At 71.5% G+C, this 24,942-nt stretch carries 25 protein-coding genes; 1 reads left to right on the top strand and 24 read right to left on the bottom strand.

Features of this window, described 5'->3' with window-relative positions:
* Positions 1–2: 2 nt before the first annotated feature.
* The 5 genes from OG286_RS14865 to OG286_RS14885 all read right to left on the bottom strand — a co-directional run bounded on the left by OG286_RS14865 (position 3) and on the right by OG286_RS14885 (position 6,297).
* Positions 3–2,390 carry a hypothetical protein gene (locus OG286_RS14865; RefSeq protein WP_396320853.1) on the bottom strand — a complete coding sequence of 796 codons (2,388 nt, stop codon included), beginning with the start codon at positions 2,388–2,390 and terminating at the stop codon, positions 3–5.
* A 182-nt stretch (positions 2,391–2,572) separates the two neighbouring features.
* Positions 2,573–2,917 (bottom strand): STAS domain-containing protein, encoded by a 345-nt coding sequence (locus OG286_RS14870; RefSeq protein ID WP_396320852.1) that lies wholly within the window; start codon positions 2,915–2,917, stop codon positions 2,573–2,575.
* 367 nt (positions 2,918–3,284) lie between these two features.
* On the bottom strand, positions 3,285–4,154 hold the full coding sequence (locus OG286_RS14875) for a 3-hydroxyacyl-CoA dehydrogenase family protein (protein ID WP_396320851.1): 870 nt from the start codon (positions 4,152–4,154) through the stop codon (positions 3,285–3,287).
* 284 nt (positions 4,155–4,438) lie between these two features.
* Positions 4,439–5,089 carry a response regulator gene (locus OG286_RS14880; RefSeq protein WP_396320850.1) on the bottom strand — a complete coding sequence of 217 codons (651 nt, stop codon included), beginning with the start codon at positions 5,087–5,089 and terminating at the stop codon, positions 4,439–4,441.
* Complete coding sequence (locus OG286_RS14885) at positions 5,086–6,297, bottom strand: sensor histidine kinase (protein ID WP_396320849.1); 1,212 nt, start codon at positions 6,295–6,297, stop codon at positions 5,086–5,088. Before OG286_RS14885 ends, OG286_RS14880 begins: the two co-directional genes overlap by 4 nt.
* Positions 6,298–6,454: 157 nt before the next feature.
* Here OG286_RS14885 and OG286_RS14890 point away from each other — a divergent pair, with 157 nt between their 5' ends.
* Complete coding sequence (locus tag OG286_RS14890; protein WP_405361368.1) at positions 6,455–7,045, top strand: hypothetical protein; 591 nt, start codon at positions 6,455–6,457, stop codon at positions 7,043–7,045.
* 31 nt (positions 7,046–7,076) lie between these two features.
* Here OG286_RS14890 and OG286_RS14895 read toward each other — a convergent pair whose 3' ends face one another.
* From OG286_RS14895 to OG286_RS14985, 19 genes are all read right to left on the bottom strand, one after another.
* Positions 7,077–7,667 carry a cob(I)yrinic acid a,c-diamide adenosyltransferase gene (locus OG286_RS14895; protein ID WP_396320846.1) on the bottom strand — a complete coding sequence of 197 codons (591 nt, stop codon included), beginning with the start codon at positions 7,665–7,667 and terminating at the stop codon, positions 7,077–7,079.
* 87 nt (positions 7,668–7,754) lie between these two features.
* Positions 7,755–8,255 (bottom strand): DUF2550 domain-containing protein, encoded by a 501-nt coding sequence (locus OG286_RS14900; RefSeq protein ID WP_396320845.1) that lies wholly within the window; start codon positions 8,253–8,255, stop codon positions 7,755–7,757.
* Between the two features lie 145 nt (positions 8,256–8,400).
* Entirely contained in the window at positions 8,401–8,784 is a 384-nt protein-coding gene (locus tag OG286_RS14905) for a F0F1 ATP synthase subunit epsilon (protein ID WP_148642910.1), read from the bottom strand.
* A gap of 184 nt (positions 8,785–8,968) precedes the next feature.
* Complete coding sequence (gene atpD, locus OG286_RS14910; protein WP_396320844.1) at positions 8,969–10,414, bottom strand: F0F1 ATP synthase subunit beta; 1,446 nt, start codon at positions 10,412–10,414, stop codon at positions 8,969–8,971.
* 2 nt (positions 10,415–10,416) lie between these two features.
* Positions 10,417–11,331: a F0F1 ATP synthase subunit gamma gene (locus tag OG286_RS14915; RefSeq protein ID WP_396320843.1), complete on the bottom strand. Its 915-nt coding sequence runs from the start codon at positions 11,329–11,331 to the stop codon at positions 10,417–10,419.
* 32 nt (positions 11,332–11,363) lie between these two features.
* Positions 11,364–12,938, bottom strand: coding sequence for a F0F1 ATP synthase subunit alpha (gene atpA, locus OG286_RS14920; RefSeq protein WP_396320842.1), 1,575 nt, complete (start codon positions 12,936–12,938; stop codon positions 11,364–11,366).
* A 151-nt stretch (positions 12,939–13,089) separates the two neighbouring features.
* Positions 13,090–13,905, bottom strand: coding sequence for a F0F1 ATP synthase subunit delta (locus OG286_RS14925; protein ID WP_396320840.1), 816 nt, complete (start codon positions 13,903–13,905; stop codon positions 13,090–13,092).
* On the bottom strand, positions 13,902–14,462 hold the full coding sequence (locus tag OG286_RS14930) for a F0F1 ATP synthase subunit B (RefSeq protein WP_396320838.1): 561 nt from the start codon (positions 14,460–14,462) through the stop codon (positions 13,902–13,904). The genes OG286_RS14925 and OG286_RS14930 overlap by 4 nt, the downstream gene beginning before the upstream one ends.
* A 34-nt stretch (positions 14,463–14,496) precedes the next feature.
* Entirely contained in the window at positions 14,497–14,739 is a 243-nt protein-coding gene (gene atpE, locus OG286_RS14935) for an ATP synthase F0 subunit C (RefSeq protein WP_030302757.1), read from the bottom strand.
* 89 nt (positions 14,740–14,828) lie between these two features.
* The gene (gene atpB / locus OG286_RS14940) at positions 14,829–15,644 is read right to left on the bottom strand and encodes a F0F1 ATP synthase subunit A (RefSeq protein WP_396320837.1); all 816 of its coding nucleotides are present in this window, start codon (positions 15,642–15,644) and stop codon (positions 14,829–14,831) included.
* Positions 15,645–15,929: 285 nt separating this feature from the next.
* The gene (locus OG286_RS14945) at positions 15,930–16,373 is read right to left on the bottom strand and encodes a hypothetical protein (RefSeq protein WP_396320836.1); all 444 of its coding nucleotides are present in this window, start codon (positions 16,371–16,373) and stop codon (positions 15,930–15,932) included.
* A gap of 286 nt (positions 16,374–16,659) precedes the next feature.
* Positions 16,660–18,018 carry an MraY family glycosyltransferase gene (locus tag OG286_RS14950; RefSeq protein WP_396320835.1) on the bottom strand — a complete coding sequence of 453 codons (1,359 nt, stop codon included), beginning with the start codon at positions 18,016–18,018 and terminating at the stop codon, positions 16,660–16,662.
* Between the two features lie 160 nt (positions 18,019–18,178).
* Entirely contained in the window at positions 18,179–19,459 is a 1,281-nt protein-coding gene (glyA, locus tag OG286_RS14955) for a serine hydroxymethyltransferase (RefSeq protein WP_396320834.1), read from the bottom strand.
* Between the two features lie 359 nt (positions 19,460–19,818).
* Positions 19,819–20,466, bottom strand: coding sequence for a protein-tyrosine-phosphatase (locus OG286_RS14960; protein ID WP_396320960.1), 648 nt, complete (start codon positions 20,464–20,466; stop codon positions 19,819–19,821).
* A gap of 29 nt (positions 20,467–20,495) precedes the next feature.
* Positions 20,496–21,143, bottom strand: a complete 648-nt coding sequence (locus tag OG286_RS14965; RefSeq protein WP_396320833.1) for an L-threonylcarbamoyladenylate synthase — start codon at positions 21,141–21,143, stop codon at positions 20,496–20,498.
* A gap of 129 nt (positions 21,144–21,272) precedes the next feature.
* The gene (gene prmC, locus OG286_RS14970; protein ID WP_396320832.1) at positions 21,273–22,139 is read right to left on the bottom strand and encodes a peptide chain release factor N(5)-glutamine methyltransferase; all 867 of its coding nucleotides are present in this window, start codon (positions 22,137–22,139) and stop codon (positions 21,273–21,275) included.
* Between the two features lie 61 nt (positions 22,140–22,200).
* Complete coding sequence (gene prfA / locus OG286_RS14975; RefSeq protein ID WP_148642920.1) at positions 22,201–23,292, bottom strand: peptide chain release factor 1; 1,092 nt, start codon at positions 23,290–23,292, stop codon at positions 22,201–22,203.
* 133 nt (positions 23,293–23,425) lie between these two features.
* A complete protein-coding gene (gene rpmE, locus OG286_RS14980) occupies positions 23,426–23,647 on the bottom strand; it encodes a 50S ribosomal protein L31 (RefSeq protein WP_396320831.1) in 222 nt (73 codons plus the stop codon).
* Positions 23,648–23,785: 138 nt separating this feature from the next.
* Complete coding sequence (locus OG286_RS14985) at positions 23,786–24,931, bottom strand: LCP family protein (protein ID WP_396320830.1); 1,146 nt, start codon at positions 24,929–24,931, stop codon at positions 23,786–23,788.
* Positions 24,932–24,942 lie beyond the last annotated feature (11 nt).

Here is a 24,942-nt window from a genome sequence, read left to right on the forward strand (position 1 = left end):
CGTCAGGACGAGGACGGAGACGCCGTCGGGCTCACCGAGCCCGACGGCGTCGTGCTCGGTGAGGCGCTGGTGGTCGGCGGAGTCGAGCTGGGCGTGGTGGTGGTCGGCGGCGAGCTGGTGCCCCCACCGGACTGGCCGCCCGCCGCGCCCCCGTTCGCGCCGCCCGAGCCGGAGCCCGCGCCGCCGGCCGAACCGCCGGGCGGCGGCGGGTTCCCGCCCGCACCGCCGGCGCCCGCGCCACCGCCTGCTCCACCCGCGCCGCCCGCGCCGCCCGCCGGGGGCTGCGACTGGCCCGGGGCCGGGGACTGCGAGGCGGACTCGCCGGCGCTCGGCGACCTGCTCGGCTTCTTCGACGCGGACGGCGAGTGCGACGCCCCGCTGCTGCTCGCCGACGGCTCCGGGCCGCTCTCCTCCACCGCCGGGGAGCCGCCCGGGCTCTCCGAGCCGCCGGAGGCCGCCGTGCCGGGGCTGAGGCTCGGCCGGGGCGTCGTCCCGCCCGCGGGCAGGCCGGTGCCGTCGTCGGTGCTGCTGTGCGGGTCGGTGCCCCGGTGCTCCTCCGGGCCGGTGACGCTCATCGCGACCGCCGTGCCGAGCACGCCGAGCGCGAGCACCGCCGCCGAGGCCGCGATCGCCGTGCGGCGGGTACGGCCGGCCGTACCGGGGGTCGTCTTGAACCGCCACGGCACCTGCGCGATCGCCCGGATGACGGGCCGTCGCGCGGGCACCGGGCCGGCCTGGGCGGCGGGCAGCTCCCGGCCGTCGGCGCGCAGCAGGTCCAGCATCCGGCGGGCGCCGGCGGCCCCGCGCGGCTCGCCGAGCGCGGCCCGCAGCGTGAGCGCGGACTCCAGTTCGGCGGCCGCCCGGCCGGGCTCCCGGACGCAGATCGCGTAGACGCCCAACTCGTGGTGGAACCAGGCCTCGTCGGCCCGGGAGCCGGTCTGCCGGGCGGCCTCCAGGCCGAGCATCAGGGCACGCTCCCAGGCCCCCCAGCGCAGTGCCAGCGCCAGCGCCGGGGCGGCCGCCCGGGCCAGCCGGACGACGGCGGCGTGCCGGCCGGCGGTGCGGTCGGCCAGCATGACCCCGATCACCACCTCGGCCTCGGCCGCGATCTGCTCGGTGGAGACGGAGCTGTGCCCGACCCACCAGGCGAAGTGCTGGGCGGCCCCGTCGATGCTGCCGCGGGCCGGCCAGTGCGGCGCGAGGAGTTCGAGCGCGCCCGCGGTGAGACGGTGGTGGCCGCCGATGGACACCGCGAGCCCGGCGTCGGCGAGTTCGTGCAGGGCGCTCTCTCCCTGGCCGACGTCGATCAGCGCCGGCAGGTGCGGGGCGGTCGGGCATTCGCCGGCGAGCGCCACGGAGAGCCGCAGCACGGCCTGGGCGGGCTCGGAGAGGCCCTCGGCGAGCCGGACGGCGGGCGAGGCGCTCTCGGCAACGGACGGCAGCGGGACGGTCCTGCGCAGCGCGCCCTCACGGACCGCCGGATCGGGGTCGTGGACGGGCTCCTGGACCACGCCGAAGACGTCGAGGCGGTCCTCCTCGGCGGCCACCAGCGCGTCCACCGCGACGTCCCGCTGCCGCAGCAGCGCGGCGGCCTGGACGAAGCGCAGCGGCAGCCCCTCGGACTCGAACCAGAGGTCGACGGCCCACGCCTTCTCGGCCACGTCGAGCGGGCGGCCGGCCAGCCGGGCGGCGAGCGCGAGGCAGGCGGGGCGGGAGAGACCGGCGACGAGGTGGTCCCGGAGCCGGGAGTCGGCGGGCAGCGGCGGGCTGTCGGGGGCGACGGAGACCAGGAAGGCGCAGTCGGGGGCGGCGGCGAGCAGCTGCTCCAGCTCCGGGCCGGCCTGCTCGACCTCGTCGATCACGACGATCGCGCCGACCCGGCCGAGGTGTTCGGCGAGCTGTCCGGGGTCGGGGCGGAAGCCGGGGGCCTGGTGGGTGGCGGCGAAGAGGTCCTGGAGGAGGTCGGCGGCGGTGCGGCGGTGGCCGCAGAGCTGGACGACACCGCCGGGTGCGAGGTCGCCGGCCGCTTCGGCGACGGCCGACAGCAGGGCGCTGCGGCCGGAGCCGGCCTGGCCGACCAGGCGTATCGAACGGCCCTCGGCAAGCAGGCCCAGCAGCTGGGCGATGTCGGCCTCGCGGTCGAGCAGCGGGAGGTCGGCGGGCCCGGCGCCGAGGGCGAGTGGTCCGACCGCACGGCCGGGGCCGCCGACCGGGCCGCGGGCGGGTTCGGTGCGCTCGATCCGGCGGGGGCGGGGGCGCCACTCCTCGGGACAGGGGCGCACCTCGGAGCCGTCCGGGGTGCCGACGGTCACCAGCAGGCCACCGGAGACCAGTTCACCGCCCCGGGTGCGTACGGCCTCCTGCCGGAACTCACCGGATGGCTGTCCCACGATCTGCTCCGCCCCTGTCGACCGACGACTTCGCACGGCCGTTTCCGGGCTGAGGGGTACCACCCGGCCGGAGGCTGGGAGGAGCCGGACCTCGGCCCGGCGGCCGTGTTCTGACGGCAGACTCTTGCACATCCGCCGCCGCGCGCGAAGCGCGGACCCACCCTGAACCGGGGAGCGGCGGCCTACAGCACCGGGCCGAGCACGGGCAGGGTGGCGCCACGGGGCTCGGCGACCACGCCCTCGACGGCGAGGATGCGGTGCAGCCGGGTGGCCACCAGCAGCCGCTGGAGCTGGGCCGGGACGGAGCGCAGCACCAGCCGGCGGCCGATCCGGCCGGCCCGCCGGTGCGTGCCCATGATCACGCCGAGGCCGGTGGCGTCCCAGAACTCCAGCCGGGCGAGGTCGAGGACGAGGTCGCCCAGCCCGCCGTCGACGGCCTGGTGCAGCCGGACCCGCGCGTCGGCGGCGGTGCGCACGTCGAGGCGGCCTTCGATGGCCAGCGCGGCGTGGTCGCCCTGGATGCGCATGGTCTCCTCCTCCGCCTGGCGGGTCACTGGTACGGGTCGTCCCACCCCGGCCGCGCCGGGCCCGGGAACAGGTGTCCATCCGGGCGGGCCTGACGCCCCGCGCCCGGGCCCGGCCGCGGCCGTCGGCGCGGGCCGGGCTCCCCCTCATCTGACGGTGAACCAGGTCCGCAGGTTGCTGGTTCCGGCCAGATCTGAAGCAACTTCACTCGTCCGAGGGAATATACGCAGGAACTCTCCACACCTACGCTCGATTACCGCCCAAATCACCCGTCTGCGGCACCCGGCGTGAGGAAACTCACCCGCCCCCGGCAGACGGGCCGTACGATGCTCCGACCGTACGGCCCGCCTGGTCACGCGCCTTGGTGGGTCACTTGCCCGGGTACGGGTAGAAGCCTCGGCCGCTCTTGCGGCCCAGGTCGCCGGCGGTGACCATGCGCGCCATGATCTCCGGCGCGGCGAACTTCTCGTCCTGGGTCTCGGCGTAGATGTTCCGGGCGGCGTGCAGCAGGATGTCGACGCCGGTCAGGTCGGCGGTCTCCAGCGGGCCCATCGGGTGGCCGAAACCGAGCCGGCAGGCGGTGTCGATGTCCTCGGCGGTGGCGACGCCCGACTCGTAGAGCTTGGCGGCCTCGACGACCAGCGCGGTGATCAGTCGGGTCGTGACGAAGCCGGCCACGTCGCGGTTGACGACGACGACGTCCTTGCCGACGCCCTCGGCGAAGGCGCGGGCGGTGGCCAGCGTCTCGTCGCTCGTCTTGTAGCCGCGGACCAGTTCGACCAGCTTCATCAGCGGCACCGGCGAGAAGAAATGCACGCCGACGACCGACTCGGGGCGCCCGGTGGCGGCCGCGATCCGGGTGATCGGGATCGCGGAGGTGTTGGAGGCCAGCACCGCGCCGTCCTTGGCGATCTTGTCGAGCTCCCGGAAGACGCCTTCCTTGACGTCCAGCTGCTCGAAGACCGCCTCGACCACGATGTCAGCCTCGGCGACCGCACCCAGGTCGGTGGTGGTGGTGATCCGGCCGAGCGCCGCCTCGGCGTCCTCGGCGGTCAGCCGGCCCTTGGAGACGAACTTGTCGTACGAGGCGCGGATGCCCGCGAGCCCGCGCTGCAGCGCCTCCTCGGTGACGTCCCGCAGCACCACCGGGTGGCCGGCCTGGGCGGAGACCTGGGCGATGCCGGCCCCCATGAGGCCGGCGCCGATCACGGCGATCTGCTGGCTGGACGCATTGCTCATGGCTTGGTCTCCCGGATGCCGTCGCCGCCCTGCGGGCGGGCCCTGAAGGCGGCTCAGGGCAGGGATCACCCGCAAGAGCCGCATCGCTCTGTTGTCCCGCCCCGCTGTCGCGCGGCGGTCGCCCGAGCGAAGCGCGCACCTCTTTCGGCTCACTCGCTTCGCTCACTACGCGCGGGACTCTAATACCCTTCACGCGCCCGTGGTGGCATCCGAGAGTGTGATCTGCGACAGACCCGGCCGGACGGGCCGGCCGGACCGATCTGCCGGACCGATCTGCCGGGTGCTCAGATGCCCAGGCCGAGGTCCTGGGCCAGGATCGCCGCCTGCACCCGGCTGCGCAGCCGCAGCTTGGCCAGGATCCGGCTGACGTGCGTCTTGGTGGTCGCCTCCGCCATCGCCAGCCGCCCGGCGATCTCCCCGTTGGAGAGCCCGGCACCGAGGCAGGCCAGCACCTCCCGCTCACGCGGCGTGAGCCCGGCCACCGCCTCGCGGACGTCCGGCCCGACGGCCCGGTCCGGGCGGGCGAAGGAGCCGATCAGCCGCCTGGTCACCGAGGGCGCCAGCATGCCGTCCCCGCGCGCCACCGTGCGGATGCCCTCCACCAGGGTGTCCGCCTCCAGGTCCTTCAGCAGGAACCCGGCCGCGCCGGCCCGCAGCGCGCCGTAGACGTACTCGTCCAGGTCGAACGTGGTGAGCACCAGTACCTGGGCGGCCCCGGCGGCCACCACCTGGCGGGTCGCCGAGACGCCGTCCAGCCGGGGCATCTGCACGTCCATCAGGACGACGTCGGGCCGCAGCTCCAGCGCGAGCCGGACGGCCTCCTCGCCGTCCGCGGCCTGCCCGACCACCTCGATGTCCGGCTCGGCCCGCAGGATCATCACCAGCGCGGCGCGGACCGCCGCCTGGTCCTCCGCCACCAGCACCCGGATCGTCATGCCCGCCCCTCTCCGTCCTCGGTCACCAGCGCCCGCGGCAGCACCGCGCGTACGCTCCAGAAATCCCCCTCGGGCCCGGCCGTGAACCTGCCGCCGAGCAGTCCGGCCCGCTCCCGCATGCCCACCATGCCCGCCCGGGCACCGGGCAGCTCCCGGCCGGCGCCGCTGCGGAACGGGCTGTCCACCGCGATCCGCAGCTCCTCCGGCCGGTACTCCAGCAGCACCCGGACGTGCCCCGGCCCGGCGTGCTTGAGCGCGTTGGTCAGCGACTCCTGGACGATCCGGTACGCCGCCAGGTTGACCGGCACCGGCAGCTCCCCGCGGTCGCCGTGCTCGGTGAACTCGAAGTCCAGACCGACGTCCTGCCCGGCCGCCCGGGCCTTGGCCAGCAGCGCGTCGACCGCCTCCAGGTCGGGCGCGGCGTACGACGCGTCGGCCTCTCCCCCGCCACTGTCCCGCAGCAGGCCGATCATGCGGCGCATTTCGGCCAGTCCCTGCACGCTGTTCTCCCGGATCACCGCCAGCACCTCCACCAACGGGTCGTCCTCGGGCCGCAGCTGGCGGCGGGCCACCGACTGGGCCCCGGTGGCGTGGATCGCGATGGCCGACAGGTGGTTGGCCACCACATCGTGCAACTCCCTTGCCATCCGCGCCCGTTCGGCGACGACGGCCTCGCGCCGGTCCAGCTCGGAGAGCAGCGCGGTCTGTTCGGCCCGCAGCCGCTGGGTCTCCGCCTCCTGCCGGTGCTTGCGCACGATGTCGCCCGTCCAGACCGGCGCCAGGTAGACCAGCGTGGTCAGCACCACGACGGCCACCGCGGTCGGGGCGTCGCTGTAGATCAGCACCAGCGTCGAGAGCCCCAGCACCGAGGCCGCACCGGTCAGGTGCAGCACCCGCGACATCTTCGGGTTGCCGTAGAGCACCGCGGCGTACAGCAGGTCGGTGTACATCAGGGTGGTCGCCAGAAGCGCCCCGTTGAAGATGCTGACCGCGAAGACGATCCCGCCGGCCGTCGCGATGAGGACCGGCCGGGTGCGCCGGACCGGCTCCAGCGAGGCCATCAGCAGCAGCGGCGGGACGACCATCCAGCGGGGGATGTGCTCGGAGCCGTCGTAGACCCCGATGGCGATCAGGAACAGGCCCCCGAGCAGCCCGAAGAGCGCGATCGCCCGGTCTTGCTGCCGCGGGGTGAGGTTGGGTCTGCGCACGGCCCCATCAGATCATCTCCGGCCGGGTGGGCGGCTCCGGTGCGGGGAGGAGCCGCCGTACATCGAAAGGTGCAGACCGGGCTCGGCTCCGGCGACGACGACACGCGCACCCGCGTCGGAAAGGCTGGCAGCGTCACCGAGAGCCGCGGAGCCCACCATGATCGTCACCCTCATCCTCGCCGCCGAGGTCGCCTTCTGGATCCTCCTCGGGCTCGGCCTGGCCACCCGCTACCTCCTGCGGTGGCGCAGGACGAGCACCGTGCTGCTGGTCGGCCTGCCGGTGGTGGACCTCACGCTGTTCGTCCTCACCGTCCTCGACCTGCGCGGCGGCGCCGCCGCGAGCTGGACGCACGCGCTGGCCGCGGGCTACGCGGGCTTCTCCATCGGGTACGGGCCCTCGCTGGTCCGCTGGGCCGACCGGCACTTCCAGCACCGCTTCGCCGGCGGCCCCAAGCCGAAGCCCTCCCCCAAGTACGGCCCCGAGCGGACCCGCCACGAGTGGCAGATCTGCGGCCGCACCGTGGTCTCGGCCGCCATCACGCTGGGCCTGATCACCGCCCTGGTGCCGCTCTCCGCCGGTGCCGCGCACTTCTCCGCCTTCATCGGCTGGTACATCCGGCTGGGCCTGGCCGCCGTGATCAACGTGATCGTGGCCGCCTGCTACTCGCGGTGGCCCAAGGAGGCGCCGGCCGGCGCGATCGTCGAGGACGGCCACGTGGTCGGCTGGAAGATCCCGCAGCAGCAGTAGGCCCCGGCAGCCGTAGGCCCCGCAGGGGTGATCAGCGGTTCTCGCCCGGTACCCAGAGCACGTCGCCCTGCTCCTTGTTGGCCGTCCGGGCCAGGATGAACAGCAGGTCGGAGAGCCGGTTCAGGTACTTGGCGGTCAGCGGGTTGACGCTCTCCCCGTGCTCCTCGATGGCGGCCCAGGTGGCCCGCTCGGCCCGGCGCACCACCGTGCAGGCCAGGTGCAGGTAGGCGGCGCCCGCGGTGCCCCCGGGGAGGATGAAGCTGCGCAGCTTCTCCAGCGACTCCAGGTAGTGGTCGCAGTCCTCCTCCAGCTTGTCGATGTAGGACTGCAGCACCCGCAGCGGCGGGGCCACCCTGGAATGGGACGAGGGCGGGTCCTCCACCACCGGGGTGGCCAGGTCGGCGCCGACGTCGAAGAGGTCGTTCTGCACCCGGGTGAGGACGGCGGCGACATCCTCCGTCAGCCCGCCGGCGGCGATCGCCACACCGATCGCGGCGTTCGCCTCGTTGGTGTCGGCGTACGCGACCAGGCGCGGATCGGTCTTGGTGGTACGGCTCATGTCACCGAGCGCGGTGGTGCCGTCGTCGCCGGTACGGGTGTAGATGCGCGTCAGATTGACCATGGGGCCAAGAGTAGCCAAGCGGTTAGGCGGCGTTAACCCTCCCCCAGCCTCCGGCCGGGAGGTGCCCCCACCCCGAGGGCCTCGCCGCTACGCGACGTTGACCCTCTGCCCGGGGGGTGCGGCCTCGAGCCAGGCGAGGAAGCCGGTGAGCGCGTCCTCGCTCATCGCCAGCTCCAGCGGGGCGCCGTTGTGCAGGCACCGCAGCACGACCGAGCCGGAGAGCAGCGCCAGCTCCTCCTGGCCCTCGGGGTAGCGCCGGCCGAGCACCTCGATCTCCCGGCGGGGCAGCACCTTGCGCGGGCGCGGGGCGTACGAGAAGACCCGGAACCACTCGATCGAGTCACCGCTGTAGCGGCCGATACCAAAAACCCACCCCTTGCCGTCGGTCTGGGGGACCGGGGCCGAGGTGGGTTTGCCGTTCTCGTCGAGGTCGGGCTGCGTCGAGGCGTCGGCGGGCATTTTGAGCCGGTAGCTGCAGTCGAACGTGCCGCCGACCCGCTGGATCACACGGCGTCGTACCGCGAACGCGACCAGGCCGATCACACCCGAGGCCACGACCGCCGCGCACACCACAAGGGCGAGGACCATGCTCACCTACCTCCTCGCTACCCGCGTTCCCCGTGTCGGTCGTATCAGGCGACCGCGTTGACCTACCAACTGAGACGACAGTCCCGGGGTCACGCTCACGCGTCCCCGGGACCGTCGGTCGACCCCGCTAGAGGGTCTGGCGCACTCAGGCGTGGGCCTTGAGACCGCGCGCCGCGAACAGACGCACCTCTGCGCGTCGCTCGGCGTGCTCGTCCAGGTCCGACTGCGCCTTCTCCAGTGCACGCTCGGCACGTGCGACGTCGATCTCGTCCGCCAGCTCGGCGATCTCCGCGAGCAGAGACAGCTTGTTGTCGGCGAAGGAGATGAAGCCTCCGTGCACAGCGGCGATCACGGTGCCGCCGTCCACCGTGCGGATGGTGACCGGACCGGTCTCCAGCACGCTCAGCACCGGGGTGTGGCCCGGCATGATGCCGGTGTCACCGGAGGCCGTACGGGCGACGACGATGGTGGCCGCACCGGACCACACCTTGCGGTCGGCTGCGACCAGCTCGACGTGCAGCTCAGCCAACGTGGGCTCCTAGGCTCATGCAACCCCCGATTACTCGGGAGTTTCGGTAAGAATAACGGGCCCGCGCCCCCGGCATGAAACCGGCGGCACGGATTTGACCGGAATCACAGCCGATGCGACGCGAGGGGTGGGTCCCAGGGCTGGGGCCCACCCCTCACGGTCACTCAGCTGCTACCGGCCGCGATTACTTCTTCGCCAGCTCGGCGGCGTTCTTCTCGAGGTCCTCGATGCCACCGCACATGAAGAAGGCCTGCTCCGGAACGGCGTCGTACTTGCCGTCCGCGATCGAGTTGAAGGCCTCGATCGTCTCGGACAGCGGCACGGTCGAACCCTCGACACCGGTGAACTGCTTCGCCACGTAGGTGTTCTGCGAGAGGAAGCGCTCGATGCGACGGGCACGGTGGACCGTGACCTTGTCCTCCTCGGACAGCTCGTCGATACCGAGGATCGCGATGATGTCCTGGAGGTCCTTGTACTTCTGCAGGATCCCCTTGATACGGATGGCCGTGTCGTAGTGGGTCTGCGCGATGTACCGCGGGTCGAGGATGCGGGACGTGGAGTCCAGCGGGTCGACGGCCGGGTAGATGCCCTTCTCCGAGATCGGGCGCGACAGAACGGTCGTCGCGTCCAGGTGGGCGAAGGTGGTGGCCGGGGCCGGGTCGGTCAGGTCGTCCGCGGGGACGTAGATCGCCTGCATCGAGGTGATCGAGTGACCGCGGGTCGAGGTGATGCGCTCCTGCAGGAGGCCCATCTCGTCGGCCAGGTTCGGCTGGTAACCCACCGCGGAGGGCATACGGCCGAGCAGGGTCGACACCTCGGAACCGGCCTGGGTGAACCGGAAGATGTTGTCGATGAAGAGGAGCACGTCCTGCTTCTCGACGTCACGGAAGTACTCCGCCATGGTCAGCGCGGAGAGCGCGACGCGCAGACGGGTGCCCGGCGGCTCGTCCATCTGGCCGAAGACCAGCGCGGTCTTGTCCAGAACGCCCGAGTCGACCATCTCGTCGATGAGGTCGTTGCCCTCACGGGTGCGCTCGCCGACGCCGGCGAACACCGACACACCACCGAAGTTCTCGGCGACGCGGTAGATCATCTCCTGGATCAGAACGGTCTTGCCGACACCGGCACCACCGAACAGACCGATCTTGCCACCCGTGACGTACGGGGTGAGGAGGTCGATGACCTTGATGCCGGTCTCGAACATCTCGGTCTTGGACTCGAGGTCCTTGAACTCCGGGGCCTTGCGGTGGATCGGCCACCGGACCTTGACCTGCGACTCGAACTCGTCCTTGTCGACGTTCAGCACGTCGCCGAGGGCGTTGAAGACCTTGCCCTTGGTGATCTGGCCGACCGGGACGGAGATGGCCGCGCCGGTGTCGCTGACCTGCGTGCCACGGACCAGGCCGTCGGTCGGCTGCATCGAGATGCCGCGGACCATGCCGTCGCCGAGGTGCTGCGCGACCTCGAGGGTCAGGGTCTTCTTGCCCGAGCCGTCGGGGTTGTCCACCTCGACGTGCAGGGCGTTGTACATGTCCGGAATAGCGTCGACGGGGAACTCCACGTCGACGACCGGGCCGATGACCCGCGCGACGCGGCCCGTCGCCGTGGTCGGCTCAACAGTGGTGGTCATTCTCATTCGCTCCCGCGGCTAGCGTCGGCGAGGGCGTTGGCACCGCCGACGATCTCGCTGATTTCCTGGGTGATCTCGGCCTGACGGGCCGAGTTGGCAAGCCGCGTGAGCGACTTGATGAGCTCGCCGGCATTGTCCGTCGCGCTCTTCATCGCACGCCGGCGAGCGGCGTGCTCGGAGGCGGCCGACTGCAGCATCGCGTTGTAGATCCGGCTCTCGACGTACCGCGGCAGCAGCGCGTCGAGGACGCCCTCCGCCGACGGCTCGAAGTCGTACAGCGGGAAGATCTCCGCCTTGGCCGGCGTCTGGTCGCTGAGCTGGACCTCGTCCAGCTTCAGCGGCAGCAGCCGGGCGTCCACCGCGTTCTGCGTCAGCATCGACACGAACTCGGTCGAGACGAGGTGGAGCTCGTCCACGCCGCCCGTCTCGGCCGTGAAGGCCTCGATCAGGTCGGCCGCCACGGCCTTGGCGTCGCCGTAGGTCGGCTTGTCCGAGAATCCCGTCCACGAGCCCGCGACCGAGAAGTCGCGGAAGCCGTAGTACGAGACGCCCTTGCGGCCGACGATGTACGTCACCACGTCCTTGCCCTCGCCGCGGAGCCGCTCGGAGAGCGTGAGCGCCGCCTTGATGGCGTTGGTCGAGTAACCGCCCGCCAGACCACGGTCCGCCGTGATCAGCAGGACGGCGGCCCGGGTGGCGTCCGGGTTCTCGGTGGTGAGCGGGTGCTTGGCGTTGGACCGGGTGGCCACCGCCGTCACCGCCCGGGTGAGCTCATCGGCGTACGGAGTGGAGGCGGCCACCGCGCGCTGCGCCTTGACGATGCGCGACGCGGAGATCATCTCCATCGCCTTGGTGATCTTCTTCGTCGCGGTGACAGAGCGGATCCGGCGCTTGTAGACCCGAAGCTGTGCTCCCATGGGTCGTTACGTCCTTTCCCTCGCTACCGGACTCAGGCCTGCTCGCCGAGCAGCTTGCCGTCGGCGGTGGTGAAGCCCTGCTTGAAGGCGTCGATCGCGGTGGTCAGCGCGTCGACGGTGCCGTCGGCGAGCAGACCGGTCTCGACGATGCCGGCCAGCAGGTCCTTGTGCTGCAGGCGCACGTGGTCCAGGAACTCACGCTCGAAGCGGCGGATGTCCGCCACCGGGACGTCGTCCAGCTTGCCGGTGGTGCCGGCCCAGATGGAGACGACCTGCTCCTCGACCGGGAACGGCTGGTACTGGCCCTGCTTCAGCAGCTCGACCATGCGCGCACCGCGCTCCAGCTGGGCCTTGGAGGCCGCGTCCAGGTCGGAACCGAAGGCGGCGAACGCCTCCAGCTCACGGTACTGGGCGAGGTCCAGGCGCAGACGGCCGGCGACCGAGCGCATGGCCTTGATCTGGGCGGAGCCACCGACGCGGGAGACCGAGATACCGACGTTCACGGCCGGGCGGATGCCGGCGTTGAACAGGTCGGACTCCAGGAAGCACTGGCCGTCGGTGATGGAGATGACGTTGGTCGGGATGTACGCCGAGACGTCGTTGGCCTTGGTCTCGATGATCGGCAGACCGGTCATCGAGCCGCCGCCCAGGGCGTCGTTCAGCTTGGCGCAGCGCTCCAGCAGACGGGAGTGCAGGTAGAACACGTCACCCGGGTAGGCCTCGCGGCCCGGCGGGCGGCGCAGCAGCAGGGAGACGGAGCGGTAGGCCTCGGCCTGCTTCGACAGGTCGTCGAAGATGATCAGGACGTGCTTGCCTTCGTACATCCACTCCTGGCCGATGGCCGAACCGGTGTACGGGGCGAGGTACTTGAAGCCGGCCGGGTCGGAGGCGGGAGCAGCCACGATGGTGGTGTACTCCAGCGCGCCGGCCTCCTCCAGGGCGCCACGGACGGACGCGATGGTGGAGCCCTTCTGGCCCACGGCGACGTAGATGCAGCGGACCTGCTTCTCCGGGTCGCCCGAGCGCCAGTTGTCACGCTGGTTGATGATCGTGTCGACGGCCACCGCGGTCTTGCCGGTCTGGCGGTCACCGATGATCAGCTGGCGCTGGCCGCGGCCGATCGGGGTCATCGCGTCGATGGCCTTGATGCCGGTCTGCAGCGGCTGCTTGACCGACTTGCGGGCCATGACGCCGGGGGCCTGCAGCTCCAGGGCGCGGCGGCCGGTGGAGGCGATGTCGCCCAGACCGTCGATCGGGTTGCCCAGCGGGTCCACGACGCGGCCGAGGTAGCCGTCGCCGACCGGCACGGAGAGGATCTCGCCGGTGCGGCGCACCGTCTGGCCCTCCTCGATGCCGCTGAACTCACCGAGGATGACGACACCGATCTCGCGGGTGTCGAGGTTCAGCGCGAGGCCGAGCGTGCCGTCCTCGAACTTCAGCAGCTCGTTCGCCATGACCGAGGGCAGGCCCTCGACATGCGCGATACCGTCCGCCGCGTCAGTGACCGTGCCGACCTCTTCACGCGAGGCGGCGTCCGGCTGGTACGACTGGACAAAGTCGGCCAGCGCGTCCCGGATTTCCTCCGGACGGATCGTAAGCTCCGCCATCAGGCTTCCCTGCTCTCCTAGTTTGCGATCCTCGGCCCGCCATTGAGGGCCGCAAGTATTCGACTCTCGGCCGGGTCTCTCGAACCGGCCGTACGATTTGCCGGCTCCGGTGGAGCCGGTTCCCGACCGAGGGTCGGATGTGCTTCGGTACTCAGCCTTCGAGCGACTGGCGAGCGCCTTCGAGGCGGCTCGACACGGTGCCGTCGATGATCTCGTCGCCGATCTGGACCCGGACACCGCCGACGACCTCGGGGTCGACGTCGATGTTCAGGTGCACCTGGCGGCCGTAGAGCCGGCCCAGGGCGCCCGACAGGCGCTCCTTCTGGCCGTCCGACAGCGGCACCGCGGTGGTGACCAGGGCCACCACGCGCCCGCGCCGGGCGGCGGCGAGCTTCGAGTAGGACTCGAGGCCCTGCTCAAGGCTACGGCCACGCGGAGCGTTCACCAGGGCGGTGACCAGCCGGACGGTGCCGGCGTTGGCGCGGCCGCCGAGCAGCTTCTTGATCAGCGCCGCCTTGGGGGCGGCACCGGCCTTCGGCTCGGTCAGCGCGGAGCGCAGCTCGTTCGAGCCGCTCACCACCCGGCCGAACCGGAACAGCTCGTCCTCGACGTCGTCCAGGACACCGGCCTTCTCGGCCGCGATGACCTCGGCGTACGCGGCCAGCTCCTCGACGGCGTCGACCAGGTCACGCGCACCCGACCAGCGGGAGCGGACCAGGCCGGAGACCAGGTCGATGGTCTCGCCGGAGACCTGACCGGTCAGCAGCGAGGAGACCAGCTGGGCCTTGTCCTGGCCGGACCGGGACGGGTCGGTCAGGACGCGGCGCAGCGACACCTCACGGTCCAGGAGGACCGTGACGGCGGTGAGCTCCTCGGCGAGCTTGGCCGCATCCACCGAGGTGGAGTCGGTCAGGCCTTCGAGGTTCTGCCGCCCGGCGGCGAGGGCCTCGCGGCTTGCGCCGATCACTTGGCCGCACCCTGAGCAACGGCGGCCTTGGCCTCCAGCTCGTCCAGGAAGCGGTCGATGACGCCGCTCTGCCGCGCGTGGTCCTCGAGGGACTCACCCACGATGCGGGAGGCCAGCTGCGAAGCGAGCGAACCCACGTCCTGGCGCAGGGCGGCGGTCGCCTGCTTCTTGTCGGCCTCGATCTGCGCGTGGCCGGCGGCGACGATGGCCTCGCGCTGACGCTGGCCCTCCTCGCGCATCTCGGTGAGCTGGGCAGCGCCCTGCTCGCGAGCCTGCTCGACGATGCGGGCAGCCTCGTGACGCGCCTCGGCGAGCTCGGCGCGGTACTGCTCAAGCAGGGCCTGAGCCTCGGCCTGAGCGGCCTCGGCCCGCTCCATTCCGCCCTCGATGGCGTCCCGGCGCTCCGACAGCACCTTCTCGATGCTGGGGAGGAGCTTCTTGCCGAGCAGGCCGAAGACGATGAAGAAGCAGAGCAGGCCGATGATGATCTCGGGCCACGCGGGCAGGAGAGGATTCATGATCTCCTCCGTCTCCGCAAGCTGAGCCACGACGCTCATATCTGGACCTTCCTCGAAGGGTCTACGGCGGGGATTACTTGGGGCCCTGGCCGAAGACGAACGGCATGACGATGCCGATGAGGGCGAGCGCCTCGGTCAGCGCGAAGCCGATGAACATGTTGGAGCGGATGAGGCCGGCGGCCTCGGGCTGGCGGGCCATGGCCTGCACGCCGTTACCGAAGATGAGACCGACACCGATGCCGGGGCCGATCGCGGCGAGGCCGTAACCGATCGAAGCGACGGAACCGTAGACGCCGACCTCAGCGAGCATGCTCATTGCAGTGTGTCCTTTGCGGGGATGGTGTACCGGTGGTGATTGGCCACCGGGCGTTCCGGGAGTGGTTCAGGAGGGCCGTGGCCCCTGGCTCAGTGCGCCTCTTCGAGGGCACCGGCGATGTAGCTGCTGGCCAGCATCACGAAGATGTAGGCCTGCAGGAACTGGACCAGCAGCTCGAAGGCGGTCAGGCCGACGGCGACGATGAACGAGGCCGAGCCGTAGAGCGCGCCCAGGGTCGGGCTGAGCAGGTACCAGGAGGCGATGGAGAACATCACGATCAGCAGGTGGCCGGCGAACATGTTCGCGAAGGCTCGGACCGCGAGCGTGAACGGGCGCACGAAGATGTTCGAGAAGAACTCGATCGGCACCAGGATGAACATGACCCAGCCGGGAATGCCCGAAGGCCAGCAGAGGTTCTTCAGGCCGCCGACGAAGCCGTGCTTCTTGAAGGTCAGCGTCATGTAGGTGACCCAGACGACGGCCGCGAGGCCGGCCGGGAACGCGATCGCTGCCGTCACCGGGAACTGGGCGAACGGGATGACCGACATGATGTTCATCAACCAGACGAAGAAGAACATCGAGACGAGCATCGGGACGTACTTCTCGCCCTTCTTGCCGATCGTCTCCAGCACGATGGAGCGCTTGACGAAGTCGTAGCCGATCTCACCGACCAGCTGCAGCTTGCCCGGGACGAGGCGCGGCTTGGCGAACGAGGCCCAGAAGAAGACGACCACCAGGAAGGCGACGATCATCGACAGCAGCATCGGCTTGTTGAAGTCGACGCTGCCGATCGAGAAGATCGGCTCGAACTGGAACTCGTTCAGGCCCGGGGCCGGGAAGCCGCAGCCAGCGTCCCCGAAGTGGCAACTGCCTGAGGCGAGGAACGTGAGCTGATCAGCACTCACCACGGACTCCTTCGTCGTGACGCATGGTTACGGCAACCTCGGTGTGTCGGCGTGGCCTGCGGCCACGGTGCGGCACTGGAACTTGATGGGTTTCTCGCGGAGCCCGCTCGGCAGGTAGCAGCGCCACAGCGGGACCATCGAAGACTGCACGGGTCCGGGGGGCGATCCGTCCATCGATCGGACAGACCTGGCCGCTTCCCGTACTCCGTTGTTGCGACGGACGATAGCAGTCCGTCAGGACCGCATAAACACCGCCCCCCTCGTTGGGGGGACAGTCGGGCCTCGTCACTGTTGACGCCCCGAGTCGGAAGGCTTGTCGGCCTTGTTTTCGGAGGCGTCGGTGTCGACGTAGAAGGTCTTGGCCTTGAGTGCGCCGCGCACCTGGAAGCCCGTCCAGATCAGGGCGCAGCCCAGCAGCGTGAAGGCGAACGCCTGCCGGTTGAAGAGCTCGGTGTTCTTGAAGACCGCGAGGACGATACCGACCAGCAGGATCTGAGTGGTGTAGACCAGGAGTCCGGCGGCCATCATGATGTGCGGGTTCGACCTGGTCAGCCGGTCGAGTGCGACCTGGCCGAAGCTGAAGAAGGCCATCACCAGCAGCGTTCCGAACAGGGCGCCGAGCGCTCCCTTGCCGCCCGCGACGGCATAGGAGATCACCATGGCGATGATTCCGGCGACCGCAGTGGGGATCGCGGCGCCGCGGAGGATCCGCGCGTCGTTGGACGGCATGTCGGCAGCTCCGGCGGCATGTCGATGTGGCGGGGGGACGGGCACAGAACGTGGTGGGTGGCACCGACCGAGGAAGCGCCGCAGGCCTTGCCGCTCCGCGGCGGGCCCGTCGAGGGAGACCGACCAGGGACGGAAGTCCTCCACCTGTCAGGTCTTTCGGCGTGTTCTCGGTACTCGTGAACGGTATCACAAACTATTTGATGAGAGCTTTACCATGAATGTGTGGTACCTGTCACACCGATGGCCCAACAGTGTCGCCGTACGGGTGAACCATCTTGACGATACGTCAGTTCACCTGACGGCCACGGTTCGTACCGTTGCCGTTGCCGTTCCCGTTGCCGCCGACGGCGGACGAGCCCTTGGGCAGTTCGCCGAGCAGTTCCTTGTCCTTGGCGGACAGCTCGGCCATCGGCGCCGAGGTCGGGGCGGGCGGCACGGCGTCGCTCCCGACGGCCGCCGCGGCACTCCGGGCCGGGCCGCGGCGCCGGTAGCGCGGCGGGACGAAGCCCTGCACCGCGCGCGGGGCCCGCGGGCGGAACCGCGGGGTGAGCAGCACGACCAGGCCGACCAGGCAGAGCCCGGCCAGCGTCAGCACGACCGTGCGGCCGGTGTTGGTGACCGAGAAGGCGACGGTCCCGAAGGCGATCAGCGCGGCCCAGAAGTACATGATCAGCACGGCCCGGCTGTGCGAGTGGCCGACCTGGAGCAGCCGGTGGTGCAGGTGCCGCTTGTCGGCGGCGAAGGGCGACTGCCCGGCCCAGGTGCGGCGGACCACGGCGAGCAGCAGGTCGGCGAGCGGCAGCGCGATGACGGTCAGCGGCAGCAGCAGCGGGATGTAGATCGGCACCAAGGCGTGCACGGTGGCGGTCTGCGAACCGGTCTCGCTGGTGATGAGGTCGGGGTCGACGCGGCCGGTGATGGAGATCGCGGCGACGGCCAGCATCAGGCCGAGCATCATCGAGCCGGAGTCGCCCATGAAGATCCGGGCCGGGTGCAGGTTGTGCACCAGGAAGCCCAGGCACATGCCGATCAGCAGCACGCTGAACAGCACGGCGGGGGCGGCGTCCGAGATCGTGTAGCCGTACCAGAGCCGGTACGAGTACAGGAAGAAGGCCATCGCGGCGATGCAGACCATGCCGCCGGCCAGGCCGTCCAGGCCGTCGATGAAGTTCACCGCGTTGACCATGACGACGACCAGGGTGACCGAGATGACCATGCCCTGGGTGGGGCTGACCGCGACCGCGCCGACGCCGGGCACCGGCAGGGTGATCACGGTGACCCCCTGCCAGACCATCACGCCGGCGGCGATCATCTGGCCGCCCAGCTTGACCAGGGCGTCCACGCCCCACTTGTCGTCGAGCACGCCGAGCAGCCACATGATCCCGGCGCCGGAGAGCAGCGCGCGGATGTCGGTGCCCTGGGAGAAGACCTTGGAGAGGTTGTCCAGCTGCGAGGCGACCAGGATGCCCGCGCAGAGTCCGCCGAACATGGCGATGCCGCCCAGCCTCGGCGTGGGCTCGCGGTGCACGTCACGGGCGCGGACCGGCGGCATCGCGCCCGCCGCGATCGCGAACTTCCGGACCGGGCCGGTCAGCAGGTAGGTGACGGCCGCGGTGCAGAACAGCACCAGCAGATACTCACGCACCACTGGCCTCCTGCGTCACTGTCCGACGGGTGGGTACCGAAGGTACTCCCGTGCCTGTCCGGGTATCGAGGTGCGTCGCCACGGCACACACCTTATTGAGTCGGACGCCCGGGACGTGCATCGCGGTTCGCCCTACCGGGTAGCTGACCGCGATACCCGCTCACCGGCGGTCGGCGAAGGCCCCCGCGAGCTCCCGGACCCGGGCACCGATCCGTACGTCCGTTCCCTCGGAGAGCAGCCGTCCGATCAGGCCGGCGATCTCGGCCAGCTCCGCCTCGCCCATGCCCTGCGAGGTGACGGTCCCGCTACCGAGCCGGATCCCGGACGTCTCGGCGGGCGGCGCCGGGTCGTACGGCAGGGCGCACTTGCCGAGCATCAGTCCGGCGACGGCGCAGCGGCGCTCGGCCTCGGCGCCGCTGACCTCGAGCGGGCCGACGTCGGCGGTGACCAGGTGGGTGTCGGTACCGCCGGTCAGTGGGCGCATGCCGGCCTCCGCGAGCCCCGCGGCCAGGACGCGCGCCCCCGCGACGGTGCGGTGGGCGTACGCGCGGTACCCGGGGGTGGCCGCCTCGGCGAACGCGACGGCCTTGCCGGCCACCTCGTTCATCGCCGCGCCGCCCTGGCTGAACGGGAAGACCGCCCGGTCGATCCGCTCGGCCAGAGCTGCGGTGGAGAGCAGCAGGCCGCCGCGCGGACCGCGGAGCAGCTTGTGGGTGGCGGCCACGGTGACGTCCGCGTACGGCACCGGGGAGGGCGCCACACCCGCCGCGACCAGGCCGCTGGTCTGCGCGGCGGAGGCGATCAGATAGGCGTCCACCTCGTCGGCGATCTCCCGGAAGGCGGCCCAGTCCGGGTGCCGCGGGTACGAGATGGAGCCGGCCACGATGGCCTTCGGGCGGTGCTTGCGCGCGAGCTCACGGACCTCGTCGAGGTCGATCAGACCGTCCTCCCGGCGCACCCCGTAGCCGACGAAGTCGAACCAGCGGCCGGAGAAGTTGGCGCGCGAGCCGCAGCTGAGGTGGCCGCCGTGCTCCAGCGACATCGCCAGCACCACGTCACCCGGCCGCAGCAGTGCCGCGTACGTCGCCAGCATCGCCGAAGTGACCGACCGGGGCTGGACGTTGGCGTGCGGGGCGGCGAAGAGTCCGCAGGCCCGGTCGATCGCCAGCAGCTCGGCGGCGTCCGCCAGCGTGCAGCCGGTGTGGTGGCGCCGGCCGGGGTAGCCCTCGGCGTACTTGTCGATCAGCGGGCCGGTGAGGGCGGCCAGCACTGCGGGGCTGGTGAGGTTCTCCCCCGCCAGCAGCTGGACGCTCTCGGCCCGCCGCTCGGCCTCGGCGGCCAGCAGGTCTGCCAGCTGCGGGTCGGCACGGCGCAGCGTCTCGGACGCCCACCGCCGCCCTGTCGTCTCGGAGGTTCCGGTCGCGGCATCGGTGACGGTCATGGCGGAGCTCCCGGGGCGCATCGGGTGGATTTCTCCAGCGTAGGTCCGGGGATCGCGGCCGTCCTGCCGACGCGGGGCCGGTGCACCCGGCCGGGCGGCAGGAGGGCGCGCCGGTGCCGAAAGCGAGGAACGAGGAGACCCGAGGCACGAGGGGCATCCGAGCGACGACCGTCGGCACCGGGACCAGCGCCCGGAGCCGCCCATCGGGCACAGCGGCAGGAGGGCGCGCCGGTGCCGAAAGCGAGGAACGAGGAGACCCGAGGCACGAGGGGCATCCGAGCGACGACCGTCGGCACCGGGACCAGCGCCCGGAGCCGCCCATCGGGCACAGCGGCAGGAGGGCGCGCCGGTGCCGTCGATCAGACCGGGCGGCGGGCGGGGACGCCGGTGAGCGCGGTGACCACCGGGTCCACCGCGTGGAATATCTCCTCGCCGCAGTTGCGGAACATGCCGATCGGCGCGCCGTACGGGTCGTGCACCTCGTCCGACTCCGGGCTGGCGGCGAGCAGCCAGCCGCGCAGCGCCGCGGCGGCCCGGACCAGGGCGCGGGCACGCTCGGTGACGTCGGCGCCGCGGCGCGGGTCGGGCAGGGTGCCCGGGTCGATCGTCCGGACGAGGCGGGTGAACTCCTTCAGGGTGAACGTCCGCAGCCCGGCCTCGTGGCCCATCGAGATCACCTGGGCGCGGTGGTCCAGGGTGGCGGTGAGCACCAGGTCGGCCTCGACCACGTGCTCGTCCAGCAGCTCGCGCCCGGCGAAGCCGCCGCTGTCGGCGCCGTACTCGTCCAGCACCGTGGCGGCGTGCTCCTCCATCGGCGCACCCACATGTCCCCAGGTGCCGGCGCTCTCCACGAGGATGCGCCCGGCGACCCGGGGGCTGAGCCGGGTGTCCAGCTCACGCCGGGTGAGCCGCTCGGCGATCGGCGAGCGGCAGATGTTCCCGGTGCAGACGAAGAGGATCCGGAAGTGGTCCAACGGCCTGGGGCCCACGCTCAGGTACGGCGATATGCCGGGCCCGGCATGGAGGGAGGCGGCCGTCAACTGCCGGCCTCCAGGTCGGGGACGACCTCCCTCAGCTGCTCGGCGCTGATCGCGCCGGCCCGCAGCAGGACCGGGACCTTGCCCGTGACGTCGACGATGGAGGACGCGGTGGCGTGGTCGGCCGTGCCGCCGTCCAGGTAGACCGAGATGGCGTCGCCGAGCTGCTGCTCGGCTTCGTCGCAGGTGGACGGCGACGGGCCGCCGGTCTTGTTGGCGCTGGAGACGGCGAGCGGGCCGGTGGCGTTCAGCAGCTCGATCGCGACCGGGTGCAGCGGCATCCGGACGGCGACGGTGCCCCGGGTCTCGCCGAGGTCCCAGCGCAGCGAGGGCTGGTGCCGGGCGACCAGGGTGAGGCCGCCGGGCCAGAAGGCGTCGACGAGCTCCCAGGCCTGCTCGGAGAAGTCGGTGACCAGGCCGTGCAGGGTGGTCGGCGAGCCGACCAGGACCGGCGAGGGCATGTTGCGGCCGCGGCCCTTGGCGGCCAGCAGGGCGGCGACGGCCTCCGGCGAGAAGGCGTCCGCACCGACCCCGTACAGGGTGTCGGTGGGGAGCACGACGAGTTCGCCCCGGCGGATGGCCGAGGCGGCCTCGCGCAGACCGGTGGCGCGGTCCCCGGCGTCGGCACAGTCGTAGCGGCGGCTCATCGGTGCGGTCCCCTTCCGAGATGGCTCATCACGTGGGCGGGCGCGTTCACAGCGACGCCCCGCGGGCGGTGGTGCTGCGTTGAATGGTCACAACGAGACCCTTCCGGGCCGTCGTGCTGTGTTCAGTGGTCACAACGAGACCTTTCGGGCTGTTGTGAAACGCGGCCGGTTGTTCAGGTCGCGGTGGTCGGCGGTGTCGGTCCAGCCGCCTTCCTCGTTGAAGATCCACGGCACCTGGCCGCCCTGGGTGTCGGCGTGCTCGATCACCACGGCGCCGCCCGGGCGCAGCAGGCGGGCGGCGACGCGCTCGATGCCGCGGATGGTCTCCAGCCCGTCCTCGCCGGAGAACAGCGACATCTGCGGGTCGTGGTCGCGGGCCTCCGGAGCGACGTACTCCCACTCGGTGAGCGGGATGTACGGCGGGTTGGAGATGACCAGGTCGAAGCGGCCGTCCCAGGAGCGGTCGTCGGCGAAGGCCTTGGTGGCGTCGCCGGCGTGCAGGGTGACCCGGGCCCGGTCGGAGCTGGCCTCGATGTTGCGCCGGGTGTACCGCAGCGCGCCCTCGTCCAGCTCGAAGGCGTGCACGGTGGAGCGCGGCAGCTCCTGGGCGAGGGCCAGCGCGATGGCGCCGGAGCCGGAGCAGAGGTCGACCACCAGCGGCTCGGCGACGTCCATGTCGCGGACGGCGTCTATGGCCCATTCGACGACCGTCTCGGTCTCCGGGCGGGGCACGAAGACCCCGGGGCCGACCTCCAGCTCCAGGTAGCGGAAGAACGCCCGGCCGGTGATGTGCTGGAGCGGCTCGCGCGCCTCGCGGCGGGAGACGGCCTCCCAGTAGCGGGCGTCGAAGTCGGCGTCCTTGACCGTGTGCAGCTGGCTGCGCTTGACGTTGTGGACGTGTGCGGCGAGCTCCTCCGCGTCGAAGCGCGGCGACGGCACACCGGCCGCGGCCAACCGCTGGGTGGCCTGGGCCACCTCGGCGAGCAGCAGGTTCACGTACGACCTCTTGTTTCTGCGCTGCGGCTTCTCTGGTGCGTCCGGGGCCCGGACGCCGGTCTCAGTTCTGCTGTGCCGCCGCGAGCTTTGCGGCCGCGTCCGCGTCCACGCAGGACTGGATCACCGCGTTCAGGTCGCCGTCCAGGACCTGGTCCAGGTTGTACGACTTGAAGCCCGTGCGGTGGTCCGAGATGCGGTTCTCGGGGTAGTTGTACGTGCGGATCCGCTCGGAGCGGTCCACGGTGCGGACCTGGCTGCGGCGCGCGTCCGAGGCCTCCCGCTCGGCCTCCTCCTGCGCGGCGGCCAGCAGCCGCGAACGCAGGATGCGCATCGCCTGCTCCTTGTTCTGCAGCTGGCTCTTCTCGTTCTGGCAGGACGCCACGATACCGGTCGGAAGGTGGGTGATCCGGACCGCCGAGTCGGTGGTGTTGACCGACTGGCCGCCGGGGCCGGACGAGCGGTAGACGTCGATCCGCAGGTCGTTGGCGACGATCTCGACCTCGACCTCCTCCGCCTCGGGGGTGACCAGCACGCCGGCCGCGGAGGTGTGGATGCGGCCCTGCGACTCGGTGGCGGGGACGCGCTGCACGCGGTGCACGCCGCCCTCGTACTTCAGCCGGGCCCAGACGCCCTGGGCGGGCGAGCCATCGGGGTTCGTCCGGGCGCCCTTGGTCTTGACGGCCACCGAGACGTCCTTGTAGCCGCCGAGGTCGGACTCGTTGGAGTCGATGATCTCGGTCTTCCAGCCGATCCGCTCGGCGAAGCGCAGGTACATCCGGAGCAGGTCACCGGCGAACAGCGCGGACTCCTCGCCGCCCTCGCCCGCCTTGATCTCCAGGATGACGTCCTTCTCGTCGCTCGGGTCGCGCGGGACGAGCAGCAGCCGCAGCTCCTCCGTCAGCTCCTCGCGGCGGGCCTCGGAGTCCTTCACCTCGGCGAGGAACTCCGGCTCCTCGGCGGCGAGTTCGCGCGCGGCCTCGATGTCCTCGCCGGCCTGCTTCCACGCCCGGTAGACCCGGGTGATCGGGGTCAGCTCGGCGTACCGCTTGGCCAGCTTCCGGGCGTTGGCCTGGTCGGCGTGGACGGACGGGTCGGCCAGCCTCGTTTCGAGGTCGGCGTGCTCGACGAGGAGCTCTTCGACTGCCTCGAACATGGGTGGCCTTCTTCCCGTGGGTTGCGGTGATGGGGGTCGCGGGGCGCTCGGGCGCCGGGGGACGCGAACGGCGCCGGTCCCCAGCGCCCCCGGAACGAGTACGGGGGCACCGGAAACCGGCGCCGAGGGAGCGCTAGGCCTTCGCGCTGTGCTGCTTGCCGAAGCGGGCCTCGAAGCGGGCGACGCGGCCACCGGTGTCGAGGATCTTCTGCTTGCCGGTGTAGAACGGGTGGCACTGCGAGCAGACCTCGGCGCGGATCTCGCCGCTGGTCTCGGTCGAGCGGGTGGTGAACTCGTTGCCGCAGGTGCAGGTCACATGGGTGACCACGTACTCGGGGTGAACGTTGGACTTCAAGGGGTTCTCCTAGTGTTCGGGAGGGCACCGGGTCGGCGGCTGGGACGCCGCACGTGAACCGGGACCGACGGACCAGTCTGCCAGGACCGGCCGCTTCTTCCCAAACCGGGTGGCGATCCGGGATATTCCGGGCCGGGCTCAGCGGGCCGCGGTCGCCCTCGGCGAGGGCTTCGCGGCGTTCGCCGGGCCGGTCGCCGGGGCCTTCGAGGGGGCCTTCGCGGGGACCGTGGGGGTGGCCTGGGCGGGGTTCGAGGGCTGGGCCGCCACGACGCCCTGCGGGAGCGCCTGGTCGGCCTTCAGGGCCGCCCAGAGCTGGTCCGCCTGCGGCTGCTGCGCGACCACCCGGTTGGGGTCGCCGGGGGCCGTCACGACCGGCAGGGTCACCATCGACAGCTGGTCCGGGCCGATCCCCTTGAGCTCCTCGGCCAGGCCCACCAGGGAGTTCACCGAGGCCAGCGCCGAGTCGGTGGTGACGGAGCTGGTCAGGGTGTCGCCGACCGACCAGAGCTTGACCGGGTTGGAGAAGAGCCCCATCCCGCCGGCCTGCTGGAGCAGCGACCTCACCATCTGCTTCTGCAGCTCGATCCGGCCGAGGTCGCTGCCGTCGCCGACGCCGTGCCGGGTACGGACGAAGGCCAGGGCCTGCTTGCCGTCGAGGTGGTGCTCGCCGGCCGCCAGGTCCAGCCCGCTGTCCTGGTCGTGGATGGGCACCGTGGTGGTCACCGTGACCCCGCCCATCGCGTCCACGAGCCGGGCGAAGCCGGCGAAGTCGATCTCCACGTAGTGGTCCATCCGCAGCCCGGTGAGCGCTTCGGTGGTCTTGACCGCACACGCGGCACCACCGGTCTCGTACGCGCTGTTGTACATCGCGCGCTTGGCCCCGGGGACGCTCCTGCCGCTCCTGTCGGTGCAGTCGGGCCGGGTGACCAGGGTGTCGCGGGGTATCGAGACCACCTCGGCCCGCGAGTGGTCCTGGTCGACGTGCACCACCATCGCGGTGTCCGAACGGGCGGTGTCGCCGGTGTCGCCGCCGGCCAGCGCGCCGTTGCCGCCGGCCCGCGAATCCGAGCCCAGCACCAGGATGTTGAACGAGCCGTCGGTGGCGGACGGCGGGCGGGCGGTGCCCAGCCGCGCGTTGATGTCGACGCTCTTGATGTTGCCGTTGAGCTTGAAGTACGCGTAGCCGGCCGCCCCGGTCCCGAGGACGACGAGCGCGGCGAACGCGCAGGCGGCCACGCGCAGGACCTTGCGGCGGCGGCTCGGAATCCTCTTTTGCTCGGCCATACGTTCCAGAG

This window comes from Kitasatospora sp. NBC_00039 (assembly GCF_045160625.1).
Classification (GTDB): Bacteria; Actinomycetota; Actinomycetes; order Streptomycetales; family Streptomycetaceae; genus Kitasatospora.